This window comes from Bradyrhizobium sp. AZCC 1577, assembly GCF_036924575.1.
Classification (GTDB): Bacteria; Pseudomonadota; Alphaproteobacteria; order Rhizobiales; family Xanthobacteraceae; genus Bradyrhizobium.
In genome coordinates, this window is sequence record NZ_JAZHRQ010000001.1 from 2,497,589 (window position 1) to 2,510,000 (window position 12,412).

At 64.4% G+C, this 12,412-nt stretch carries 9 protein-coding genes; 2 read left to right on the forward strand and 7 right to left on the reverse strand.

Features of this window, described 5'->3' with window-relative positions:
- Positions 1 to 389: 389 nt before the first annotated feature.
- Positions 390 to 2,555, forward strand: a complete 2,166-nt coding sequence (locus V1278_RS11705) for an anthranilate synthase component I (protein WP_334380804.1) — start codon at positions 390 to 392, stop codon at positions 2,553 to 2,555.
- A gap of 153 nt (positions 2,556 to 2,708) precedes the next feature.
- A complete protein-coding gene (locus tag V1278_RS11710) occupies positions 2,709 to 3,248 on the forward strand; it encodes an adenine phosphoribosyltransferase (RefSeq protein WP_057841738.1) in 540 nt (179 codons plus the stop codon).
- A gap of 146 nt (positions 3,249 to 3,394) precedes the next feature.
- Here the strand turns inward: V1278_RS11710 and V1278_RS11715 are convergent, their stop codons facing one another.
- The 7 genes from V1278_RS11715 to smc all read right to left on the reverse strand — a co-directional run bounded on the left by V1278_RS11715 (position 3,395) and on the right by smc (position 12,288).
- Positions 3,395 to 3,727 (reverse strand): GIY-YIG nuclease family protein, encoded by a 333-nt coding sequence (locus tag V1278_RS11715; protein WP_334380805.1) that lies wholly within the window; start codon positions 3,725 to 3,727, stop codon positions 3,395 to 3,397.
- A gap of 100 nt (positions 3,728 to 3,827) precedes the next feature.
- Positions 3,828 to 4,496: a hypothetical protein gene (locus tag V1278_RS11720; protein ID WP_334364469.1), complete on the reverse strand. Its 669-nt coding sequence runs from the start codon at positions 4,494 to 4,496 to the stop codon at positions 3,828 to 3,830.
- 59 nt (positions 4,497 to 4,555) lie between these two features.
- Positions 4,556 to 5,305, reverse strand: a complete 750-nt coding sequence (locus tag V1278_RS11725) for a hypothetical protein (RefSeq protein WP_213290309.1) — start codon at positions 5,303 to 5,305, stop codon at positions 4,556 to 4,558.
- Between the two features lie 164 nt (positions 5,306 to 5,469).
- Entirely contained in the window at positions 5,470 to 6,666 is a 1,197-nt protein-coding gene (locus tag V1278_RS11730; protein WP_334380806.1) for a M48 family metallopeptidase, read from the reverse strand.
- 166 nt (positions 6,667 to 6,832) lie between these two features.
- Positions 6,833 to 7,393: a LemA family protein gene (locus V1278_RS11735; RefSeq protein ID WP_028346966.1), complete on the reverse strand. Its 561-nt coding sequence runs from the start codon at positions 7,391 to 7,393 to the stop codon at positions 6,833 to 6,835.
- Between the two features lie 288 nt (positions 7,394 to 7,681).
- Positions 7,682 to 8,659 (reverse strand): small ribosomal subunit Rsm22 family protein, encoded by a 978-nt coding sequence (locus V1278_RS11740; RefSeq protein ID WP_334380807.1) that lies wholly within the window; start codon positions 8,657 to 8,659, stop codon positions 7,682 to 7,684.
- Between the two features lie 164 nt (positions 8,660 to 8,823).
- Complete coding sequence (smc, locus tag V1278_RS11745) at positions 8,824 to 12,288, reverse strand: chromosome segregation protein SMC (protein ID WP_334380808.1); 3,465 nt, start codon at positions 12,286 to 12,288, stop codon at positions 8,824 to 8,826.
- Positions 12,289 to 12,412 lie beyond the last annotated feature (124 nt).

Genomic DNA, 12,412 nt, shown 5'->3' on the forward strand with positions numbered 1-12,412 from the left:
CTGCGAAAGCAGGGACCCATACGCCGCGGCCTCTCATTTTAGCAAGGCTGTTCGACGACTTCGCGCAACGACTGCTCCCTGTGGTTATGGGTCCCTGCGTTCGCAGGGACGACGCGGTTTGTTGGGCGATACTTCTGACCACGAACCACCCAAAGTTGGGCTTGGGGCGGGCGTCCCGGCCCATCCCTCCCTTGACATCGCCTCCGCCGGATGGTGATTAGGTTCCCATGAGCACCGTTGTTGCCCCCTGCCGTCTCTGGTGGCGCACCTCCTAAGAGGTGGCCGGTGCGATTTCATTTTTTCAATCGTCGAAGGTCGCCATCGCAGTGCGACGGTTCCTTCGTTTGTCCTGTGTGGCGCGCCCTCCCGAGGTTTCGTAAGAGGATCACATGAACAGGACAGCCTTCTCCCTGCCGGAGCACAGCGAATACCGGACCAGCGGCGGTCTGGCGATTTCGCGCGCCGTCGAGCAGTTCACCGGCAACGCCAAGCGCCTTGACGACCTGATCGAGCTGCTCGATCGCCGCCGTGGCGTGGTGCTGTCCTCCGGCACCACGGTGCCGGGGCGCTACGAAAGCTTTGACCTCGGCTTTGCCGATCCACCGCTGGTGCTGGAAACGGCCGGCTCGAATTTCTCGCTCCAAGCGCTGAACGCGCGCGGCGAGGTGCTGATCGCCTTCCTCGGCGATGTGCTGCGCGAGCCCTGCGTCGTCATTTCGGAGCGGAGCGAGCGGCGATTGGCGGGCCACATCGTCCGCGGCGCCGCGCCGGTCGAGGAAGATCAGCGCACCCGCCGTGCCAGCGTGATGTCGCTGGTGCGCGATCTCGTCGCCGCCTTCACCGCAAACGACGATCCGCTGCTCGGCCTGTTCGGTGCCTTCGCCTACGACCTCGTGTTCCAGATCGAGGACCTCGTGCAGAAGCGGGCGCGCGAGGCTGACCAGCGTGATATTGTGCTCTACGTGCCGGATCGCCTTCTGGCCTATGACCGCGCCACCGGCCGTGGCGTGGTGTTGAGCTACGATTTCTCCTGGAAGGGAAGGTCCACCCAGGGCCTGCCGCGCGACACCGCCGAGAGCGTTTACGCCAAAACGCCGCGGCAGGGATTTGCCGATCATGCGCCCGGCGAATATCAGGCAACGGTCGAAGTCGCGCGTGCGGCGTTTGCGCGCGGCGACCTGTTCGAGGCGGTGCCGGGGCAACTCTTCGCCGAGCCCTGCGAGCGTTCGCCGGCGGAGGTGTTCCAGCGGCTGTGCCGCATCAACCCGTCGCCCTATGGCGCGCTGATGAATCTCGGGGACGGCGAATTTTTGGTGTCGGCCTCGCCGGAAATGTTCGTGCGCTCCGACGGCCGCCGGGTCGAGACCTGCCCGATTTCGGGCACCATCGCGCGCGGCGTCGATGCGATCGGCGATGCCGAGCAAATCAGGCAATTGCTGAACTCGGAGAAGGATGAGTTCGAGCTCAACATGTGCACCGACGTCGACCGCAACGACAAGGCGCGCGTCTGCGTCCCCGGCACGATCAAGGTGCTGGCGCGGCGGCAGATCGAAACCTATTCGAAGCTGTTCCACACCGTCGACCATGTCGAAGGCATGCTGCGCCCGGGCTTCGATGCGCTGGATGCCTTCCTGACGCACGCCTGGGCGGTTACCGTGACCGGTGCGCCGAAATTGTGGGCCATGCAGTTCGTCGAGGACAATGAGCGTTCGTCGCGGCGCTGGTACGCCGGCGCCATCGGCGCCGTGAATTTCGACGGCAGCATCAACACCGGGCTGACCATCCGCACCATCCGCATGAAGGATGGGCTGGCCGAAGTGCGCGTCGGCGCCACCTGCCTGTTCGATTCCGATCCGGCCGCCGAAGACCGCGAGTGCCAGGTGAAGGCGGCTGCGCTGTTCCAGGCGCTGCGGGGCGACGCGCCGAAGCCGCTCTCGACCTTTGCGCCCGACGCGACCGGCTCGGGCCGCAAGGTGCTATTGATCGACCACGACGACAGTTTTGTTCATATGCTGGCGGATTATTTCCGGCAGGTCGGCGCAAGCGTAACCGTGGTCCGGCACGTGCATGCACAGGAGATGCTGAAGCGGAAGGGCTGGGATCTCCTGGTCTTGTCGCCGGGCCCGGGTCGTCCTGAAGATTTTGGAATCTCGAAGACCATTGGAACGGCGCTGGACCGAAAACTGCCGATCTTCGGTGTCTGCCTCGGCGTGCAGGCGATCGGCGAGTATTTTGGCGGCCAGCTCGGTCAGCTCACCCAGCCGGCGCATGGACGGCCGTCGCGGGTTCAGGTCCGCGGCGGACGGCTGATGCAGAACCTGCCGAATGAGATCGTGATCGGCCGCTATCATTCGCTCTATGTCGAGCGCGACAGCGTGCCCGATGTTCTCGAAGTCACCGCGACCACCGAGGACGGCGTCGCGATGGCGATCGAACACAAGACCTTGCCGGTCGGCGGCGTGCAGTTTCACCCGGAATCGCTGATGTCGCTCGGCGGCGAGGTGGGTCTGCGTATCGTCGAGAATGCGTTTCGGCTGAACGCGGAGGCGAATTGATTGACCGTCATTGCGAGGAGCGAAGCGACGAAGCAATCCATACCTTTCGTGGTACGGTGGATTGCTTTGCGGAGCCTGTCATCCGGTGGCGCTTTGCGCCGACCGGGTGGCTCGCAATGACATTGGGGACAATTGAAAGCGAGATAAGCACCAATGACATTCGATCACGACATCAAGGCCACCGTCCGCACCATTCCGGACTACCCGAAAAAGGGTATCCTGTTTCGCGACATCACGACCCTGCTGGCGGACGCGCGTGCCTTTCGGCGTGCGGTCGATGAGCTGGTGCAGCCCTGGGCGGGATTGAAGATCGACAAGGTCGCCGGCATCGAGGCGAGGGGATTCATCCTCGGCGGCGCGGTCGCGCATCAGGTTTCCGCCGGCTTTGTTCCGATCCGGAAAAAAGGCAAGCTGCCGCATACCACCGTGCGGATCGCCTATTCGCTGGAATACGGCCTCGATGAAATGGAAATGCATGCCGACGCCGTCCATCCTGGCGAGCGCGTCATCCTGGTCGATGATCTCATCGCCACCGGCGGCACCGCGGAAGGCGCGGTGAAATTGCTGCGCCAGATCGGCGCCAACGTGGTCGCGGCCTGCTTCATCATCGATCTGCCCGATCTCGGCGGCGCCGCCAAGCTGCGCGCGATGGAAGTGCCGGTGCGCACGCTGATGGCGTTCGAGGGGCATTAGAGGTTTCTTCGCAAGAACTCTCCCCACGTCGTCCCTGCGAACGCAGGGATCCATAACCACCCTTGCTCGTTGTGAGAAGAACGTCAGCCATCTCGCCTCAACCTGCGTTCGCAGAGACGACGACCGCTAATTGTGTCCGCGCGGTTTCAGACCGCCACAGCGCCGAGCTGGGACCGCCAATGCAGCGCGCGCTCCTTCAAAAGCGCGTCGCGGATGTAAGGCACTTCTTCCTCTTCCAGCCGCTCGCACTCCTCGAACGTCAGGCTGTCGGGGCCGTGCGCGGCCCACGCTGCCTGCAGGCTGCGGCAGGGGTGGCTCCCTTGGCGCAGCGAAAACCAGATGCGGTTCTGGATTTTCTCCAGATTGGGCGTCTGGCCGACCCATGTCCCGGAGGTCGCCTTGTAGCGGATGACGAAGACCCCCGCGATGGTCTTCCGCTCCTTGTAGGCGGCAATGGCTGCCTTTCTGGCTGATGTCACGGGATGCCTCGCGGGAAATGGTCAGGGGTAGGAGGAGGCACTAACAGACTGGCCGCCCAGCGTCAATATTACCCGGGTAATATTTGCCGTCGTGGAGGCTTCACGGCCGCTGCGGGAGCAGGCTGAACTCGAGCTCGCGAAAACAGGTGTAGTTCCTGCGGATCCACTGATGCAGCTCGGTCGACGAGTCCCGCTCGTTGCGCAGGTAGTTGGTGAAGGAAAAGGTCAGCCGGTCGATATAGGTTTTCAGGAACGAGGGCAGCGCCGATATGCGCAGCACGCGACCCAGGCCCATCGCCTCGGGCAGTTCGCCACGCACCACATACTCGTTGTCGACCGTAATCAGCGCTTTCAGCGGGATCTGCTCCCGTAACGTCGAATAAGCGCGCGCGGAAACGCGGTCGGTATCGGCCACGAACAGGATGATCGGCGCCACGCCACGCCGTGCGGCCTCTTTGAGGAAACCGATCTCGTTGATCATCTTGAAGAACTCGTCGAACGCATGAAAGCCGAGGTCGATCACCTTGGCGACGCCGTCGTCGACGATCAGGCGATCCATGAGCTGCATCTTGCCATAGGTGTCCATCACGTCGGCCGTCTCGGTGATGCGCGGCAGATATTCCAGCAGTGATGGTTCCTTCAGGTTGATGTCGAAGGAAGATACCGTCCCATCCTTCAGCAGCAGGAACTCGCTCAACAGGCGCGCGAGCAGCGTCTTGCCGACTAGCGGCCGGGGCGAGCAGATGATGTAGACAGGCGTGGAGCTCATCACCCGCTATATCAAAGGAATTTTTCGCCTAATCCAGCCCCGTCGCGGCGGCTATCCGACTATTTTTCGCCGCCGCGCACGCCAGGCTTGGCACCGACGAGATCGGTCAGCTTGATGCGGTCGAACTCGCTCCAGACGTTGGCGAGCCAGTGCCGGACATAGCCGCGCAGCACGAACGAATAGTTCGCGGCCTCGTCGTCCTTGCCCTTGTTGGCGACGAATTTGAGGAACGGCACCGAGGAAACCTCGACCTGCTCATAGGCCATCTCATTGAGCTTGGGGATCGTGAGGTCGGTGGCGTCCTTGATGCGGTGAAAGTAGGAGTTGTAGGTCGACTGATCCCACTGGAAGAACTGGGTGTCGTTGATGAAGTTCTTCACCAGGAAATATTTGGCACCGTGCATGAAGTTCGCGGTCTCGGCGATTTCGTCCAGCGAGGCGATCGAGGGGCCCAGGATGTGGAACACGGCAAAGGTGATCTGCCCGGCCTTCGCGGCATCGAGAAAGCCGATGTCGCGGAGCGAAGCCAGCGCCGGCGACAGCAGTCCGGCGCGGACGTCGATTACGGTCACCGAAGGCCCGGCACTCAGCGTGTCGAATATCTTCATCTGATCCGATGTCGTCGTCATGTCGACGATCTCGGTGATGTCGGGGTGGAAGCGCTTCAGGGTACCGCGCGGCGATTCGGTATCGAATGCCCGGGTCGGCACGTTATTGGCGCTAAAATAGTCCAGGAGCGTCCGCGACACGGTCGTCTTGCCGACCCCGCCCTTGTCCGCGCCCACCACAATCACGACTGGCTTTGCCATGGAATTCCCTTGAACAGCAGTTCCGACCGCGGGAGCGGCCGGCTTGCCCCATTCCCTGCTTTGGGCGCGAACATGGCAGAAACAAGGGAGAATTCAATTCATTAGACGGCCGTCGCCATTATTCCGCACGGAATTCGTTAATCCCGCGCGTCGGCGGGCGCTGTTTAGCGATGCGGGCCCCAAGGGCCGTCCAGGGGGCCGGAGCGGGCGCCCGGAACGCCGGCAGGCTCGCTGGCGTCGCTCCACGGGCCGGGGGGAACCGGCGGCTGGAGTTGCTCCGTGGCCGATTCCTCCGACTTGGGTTCATCCGCCGTATCGGACGGGAGGGCGAGCGGGCCGGGATCACGGCCACCGGCAAACTGCACCAGCGCCTTGACGCGCCGGTCGACTGACGGATGGGTCGCGAACAGGTCGGCAAAGCCTTCGCGCGGATTGTCGACACAGAGCTCCATGACCGCAGACGTCGCGCCGGGCAGCTCGCCGCGATTTTCGATCTTGCGCAGCGCCGTGATCATGGCGTCGGGGTTCTTGGTCAGTTCGACCGAGCCGGCGTCGGCCAACAGTTCGCGCGACCGCGACAGCGCCAGCTTGACGACTTGCGACAGCAGCCAGGCCAGCAGGATCAGCACCACCGCAATAATGATCGCCATGATGGCGCCGCCGCCTCCCTTGCCGCGGTCGGACGAAGAAGAGGACGATGATGATGAGGAGGAGGAGGATGAAGATGAAGACCAATCGCTGCCGGTCGAGTTCCACGACAGGTTGGTGAACGTGCGAAAGAACAGTTCGCTGAAGAATCCCACCACGCCGGCGATGATCATGGCGATCACCATCAACTGCACGTCGCCGTTGCGGATATGCGTGAGCTCGTGGCCGAGCACGGCCTCGATCTCCTGGTCGTTGAGCGCCTGCAGAAGGCCCGAGGTCACCGTGATGGAATATTGCCGCCGGTTGAGCCCGGTGGCGAAGGCGTTCAGCGCCGGGCTGTCCATCACCTTCAGCTTCGGCATCGTGATGCCGCGCGAGATGCAGAGGTTTTCCAGGAGATTATAGAGCCGCGGCTGCTGTTGCCGCGTCACGCTCTCGCCGCCGGTCACGGCGTCGATCATGTTCTGGTGGAAGAAATAGGCGATCACGATCCACAAGGCGGCGATGATTGTCGCATAGGGGAGGGCTGAGATCAGGTCGCGCGAGGCGCGCGTCAGATAATAGTTGAGTGAAGCACCGCTATTGAGCACCACTTCCGCAACCAGCGCGCCGGCGAAGACCAGCACGTAGATCAGCAGAAATAGCCCGGCGAGCAGCAGCATCGAACGAAACTTGTTCGATGCGATATGCGTGTAGAGACCATACGCGGCCATGATGGACTTTCGCTAACCACGGTCATTCCGGAGCGTCGCGAAGCGGCGAACTACGATGTGCAATTGCACATCGGAGAATCTCGAGATTCTCAGGTGCGTAATTGCGCACCATAGTTCACGCCTTTGGCGTGCCCCGGAATGACGGCGGTAGTGAGTTCTCATCCGTTCAGAACTTCACGCTCGGCACTGTCTCGACTTCGGTGCGGCTGGTGCCGAGATCGAAGAATTCCTTGCGGGTGAAGCCGAACATGCCGGCAAACAGTGCTGCCGGAAGCTGCTGGATGCCGGTGTTGTATTCCTGGACGGCGTTGTTGAAGAAGCGTCGGCTCGCCGCGATCTTGTTTTCGAGGTCGGAGAGCTCGCTGGCAAGTTGCTGGAAATTGGCGTTGGCCTTGAGGTCCGGATAGGCCTCCGACAGCGCGATCAGCCGGCCGAGCGCGCCGCTCAACTGGTTCTCCGCAGCCGATACCTGGGCCGGTCCCTGCGCCGACATCGCGGAATTGCGCGCCTTGATGACGTCGTCGAGCGTGCCGCGTTCGTGCGAGGCGTAGCCCTTCACGGTCTCGACCAGGTTCGGGATCAGGTCGTGGCGCTGCTTGAGCTGCACGTCGATATCGGCAAAGGCCTGGCCGACACGCTGGCTGAGCGCGACCAGGCGGTTATACGCAGCGAAGGCAAACAGCACGATGATGACGATGACGCCGAGAACGATCCAGCCGGTCGACATGATGGAGAGCTCCTAAGGGGGACGAAAGACAGCGAACCTAGACGAAAACCGGGGCGTGCGGCAGCCCGCCCGTGAGGTGGGGCATGGCTTTAGTCGGAAGTGGGGCGGGATAAGTTCAAGACCGGATTGTGTCGGTTTGCGTGTCCCGGACGCGGTGCAGCGTCTCTTGACGGTGCACCGCAGAGCCGGGACCCACTGTCGCCAGCAGAGCTGGGCCCCGGCTCTGCTGCGCATCACGCCGCAAGCGCGGCGCGCTGCGCAGCGTCCGGGCACGCGACCGGTAATAGATCAGCTCTCCTCGATCACCGCATCGCCCCACCGCCAGCGGCGCGCACGGGCATAATCCGCCTTGGCGCGGCGGGGCATTTTCGCGAAGCTGAGACCTTCAGGCGTGCAAAGTTTCGCCGTTACTTCGACCTTGGTGACGATCGGTTGCGCCAGCACGCGAGAGGGGTGCCGTTCCACCGCCGCGCGCGTCAACGCGACATAGGAGAATTTTTCGTCCTCGTATGGCAGCTCTGCGCCCTTGACCTGCTTGTGCGCGCGTGAGCGCTGCAGGCGCTGGGTGAAATGGCACCAGTCCGGTGCTTGTAGCGGGCATTGGCTGTCGTGCGGGCAGGGGGCGGCGACATGTGCGCCCAGCGTGATCAGGTGCGCGCGCAGCGCAATGATCCGGGCATAGCCGGCGGGCGTGCCTGGTTCGACCACGAGCAGCGTGTCGTGGGTCTTCTGCCACAACAGTTCGGCGAGCGCGCGTTGCTCCGCTTCGCCGATCTCGCCGATCATGTAGCTCGCCACGACAAGGTCTGCCGTATCCGCTTTGGCAAGCGCGGCGCGGGCCTCGCCGAGCTGGTAGCCGATGCCGCGTAACCGGGTGCTGTCGTGCGCCAGATCCAGCGCCAGCGTGCGCAACGCCGCGTTGGCATCCAGCAGCGTGAAACCTGTTAGCGACGGGAATGCTTCGGCGGCTGCCCAGGAGGCCGTGCCCGGCCCGGCGCCGACGTCGAGCAGGGTCTTTGGAGCGAAGTCAGGTCTGTTCTCGACGAATGCGTTCAGGCTGGCCGTGACCGCGGCATAGGTTGCAGGCATCCGCGCCAGCGCATAGGCGAGCGCGTCCGTCTCTGAGCGGACGGTCGTGGAGCCGCGTCCTTCACGGTAGTTTTTCGAGATGACGGCTGCGCGGCCGGCGGCGTCGCTGCGCGAAAAACCCCGCAGCTTGCCATCGAGCGCGGCTTTCAGTTCGGCGGGGAGATCGGGTGAGGTCATCGTTTCCTGTCATGCTCGCCACCGGGTCTCACCTTCGGCGAGCCCGATGACAGGCTCAGGCGGGCATCCAGTACGCCGAGGCGGCTGTGACGATCACGGACAGCGCGGTGTACTGGATCATCCGCCTTCGCGGATGATGACGTCAACTGGGCAGGCGAACTGCCTCACGCCACGTTCTGATCCAAAATCTTCACGGCGTCGTCGAGGCCGACCGAGACCAGTTGCGAGACGCCGCGTTCGGCCATGGTGACGCCGAACAGCCGGTTCATCCGCGCCATCGTGATCGGGTTGTGCGTGATGATGATGAAGCGGGTTTCCGTCGACGAGGTCATCTCGTGCAGCAGGTTGCAGAACCGCTCCACATTGTGGTCGTCGAGCGGCGCGTCGACTTCGTCCAGCACACAAATCGGCGACGGGTTGGTGAGGAACACCGCGAAGATCAGCGCCAGCGCGGTCAGCGCCTGCTCGCCACCCGAAAGCAGCGACAGCGTCTGCGGCTTCTTGCCGGGTGGTTTGGCGATGATTTCGAGGCCGGCTTCCAGCGGATCGTCGCTCTCGATCAGATGAAGCGCCGCTTCGCCGCCGCCGAACAGTTCGACGAACAGCCGCTTGAAGTGCTCGTTGACGGTCTCGAACGAGGTCAACAGCCGCTCGCGGGCTTCCTTGTTGAGGCTCTGGATGCCCTGGCGCAGCCGCTTGATGGCTTCGACCAGATCGTCGCGTTCGGTGGTCAGCGCCGTGTGCTGGGTCTCGACCTCGCGCAATTCTTCCTCGGCGCGCAGATTGACAGCGCCAAGGCGCTCGCGGTCGCGGCGCAGCTTTTCGAGGCTTTCCTCGATTTCGGAAAGCGGCGGCAATTCCGCACCGGGCTCGATCTCGGCGAGCGTGGCGACGGCGTGCGGCTCGACTTCGAGCATGTCGTGGATTTCGCGCTCGATGTCGGAAAGCCGGCGCTTGGTGCCCTCCATGCGTTCCTCGGCGCGGGCGCAGGCCTCGCGGGAAGAGGAGAGCGCTTCGAGCGATGCCTTGGCCGCGCGATCGGTCTCCGCCATCAGGCTTTCGGCGGCGGCCAATGCGTCGGCGGCGACGCGGCGGGCGCCTTCGGCAGACTCGATTTCGTTGATCAGCGCGCGGCGCTTTTCGGCAAACACGGCCGGTGCATTTTCAAGCTCGGCGCGCTCGGCCGTTACTTCGGTGATGCGCGCCTCGACGGTGGCGACCTGTGAGGCCGAGCTTTGCTTGCGGTTCTGCCATTCGGTGCGTTCGGCCGTGATCGCCTGTACGCGCTTGTCGGCCAATTCAGCTTCGCGCGCTAGCGCCTGGGCTTCGGCCCGCACCTGCGCGGCAAAGCGTCGGTGTCCGTCGATCTCGGTGCGAACGGCGCTCAGTTTCGCTTCCGTCTCATCCGTCGGCGGCAGTTCGGTCAGCGCGGCAGTGGCGCTCTCATGCGCGGCCTCCGCTTCACTGCGGTCGGCGGCAAGACGGGTATGGGCTTCGGTCAACGCCGATTTGCGCGCGGCGTGGCGATTGATCTCGCGCTCGGTCGCGGCATGGCGCTCGCGCGCCGCATCGGCCTCGCGCTGCGCGGCCCGCCAGGCCTCGCGGGCGGCGGTTTCGGCAGCGGATGCCATCTTCAGTTCCGCCTCGGCGTCATCCAGGGCCTGCCGCTTGGCAGCGGCGTCAGTGCGGGCCTGGTCCAGCTCGTGTTCGATATCAACCAGGCGGGCGCGTTCGGCCAGACGCCGAGCGGCACCGGTCGGCGCATGCGCGGCGGCGACAAAGCCGTCCCAGCGCCAGACGTCGCCTTCCAGCGAGACCAGCCGCTGGCCGGTCTTCAATTGCGAAACGAACTCCGCGCCACGCTCCTTCGGCACGACGCCGATTTGCGCGAGACGGCGTGCCAGTTCGGCCGGCGCCTCGACATGCGCAGCCAGCGCCTCCACGCCGTCCGGCAGGGCCGGATCGTCGAAGCTTGCACCGGCATTGGTCCAGCGCATTGGCGCGGAGGGATCGACGGGCGCGTCAAGATCGTCGCCGAGGACGGCGCCGAGCGCTTTCTCATAGCCCTTGGCGACGGTGACGCCGTCGATGATCGGCGGCCACAGATTCTTGGTCTCGACATTGACCAGTTTTGAAATCGTGCGCGCTTCGGTCTCGAGCCGCTGCACGCGCTTTTCGGCCTCGGTGAGCGGGGCGCGGGAAGCTTCGAGCTTTTGCCGTGCGGCGATGTGGCCGGTCTCGTTGGCTTGCGCTGCCGCTTCGGATACGGCCAGCGTTTCCTGCGCGGTCTCCATGGCGGCGGCGAGCGCGTCGAGGTCGCCGAGATTGCCGGTCTCCTGCGCGAGCTTTTCTTCGTCGGCCTGGACGGTGGCAATTTCCTGGTCGAGCCGGGCCAGCCGGTCGCGATGGGTGCGCACGCCGGCCTCTAACTGGTTGCGCTTGGCGGTGAGGTCGGCGAGCGCCGTGGTCAGTTCGCCGAACATGCGCTCGGCCGCGGCCAGTGTCGCTTCCGCTTCCGACACGCGCTCGTCGACGCCAGAACGCTTTTCGACGCGTGACTTGATCTCTTCCTTCAGCTCGGCGTCCTCGGTGTCGAGGCGCTGCAGAGCGATCTCGGCATCGGATGTCTGCTGCTGTTCGCGCGCGATGTCGGCGGTGAACTGATTCAGCCGCCGGTCGAGCTCGGCGACACGCTCCTTGGCGCGCTCTTCCTCGCGGTCGAGTTGTTCGCGGGCGTTGGTGAGGCGCTGCAGTCCCGCCGCGGCGCGAGCTTCGCCTTCGCGCAAGGCCGGCAATTCGGAAGCGCGGATCGCCTGGATACGCGCCGCTTCGGCCTGCTCGCGGGTGCGCTCGGCCATCTCGCGCACGTTGACGTCGTGCGTATGCGCGGCTTCCGCGACGTCGGCATTGGCCTCCAGCCAGCGCAGGTGGAACAGCGTGGCCTCCGCCTTGCGCACCTTGGCCGCAACTTCGCGGAACCGGATCGCTTGCCGCGCCTGCTTCTTCAGCCCGTCGATCTGGCCGGAGAGTTGCCCGATCACGTCCTCGACGCGGGTGAGGTTGGTTTCGGCAGCCCTCAGCCGCAGCTCGGCCTCGTGGCGGCGGGCGTGGAGGCCGGCGACGCCGGCGGCATCTTCCAGCACGCGGCGGCGCTGCTCGGGCTTGGCCTGAATGATCTCACCGATCTTGCCCTGGTGGACCAGCGCCGGCGACCGCGCGCCGGTGGCGGCGTCGGCAAACAGGATCTGCACGTCGCGGGCGCGTACGTCGCGGCCGTTGATGCGATAGACCGAGCCGGCCTCGCGCTCGATGCGGCGGGAGATTTCCAGCACCTGGCTGTCATTGACGGCGGCCGGCGCCGTGCGATCGGCATTGTCGATCGTCATCGTCACTTCGGCGTGGTTGCGCGCCGGACGGTTGCCGGAACCGGCGAAGATCACCGCATCCATGTCCGCGGCGCGCAGCGATTTGTGCGAAGTTTCGCCCATCGCCCAGCGCAAGGCTTCGACCAGATTCGATTTGCCGCAGCCGTTCGGTCCGACCACGCCGGTGAGGCCGGGTTCGATCATGAAATCAGTGGGTTCGACGAACGACTTGAAACCGTGGAGGCGGAGGCGCGTGAGTTTCATGAACACAATTCTCTGTTGGCCGGGCGCGAATCTCCCTGCCGTGACAATACCATAGAAGGCAATGTCAGTGTGGATGAGCCGCCCGTTGCGGCGCTTATGAGCCGCGACAATGGCGAGGCCGAGG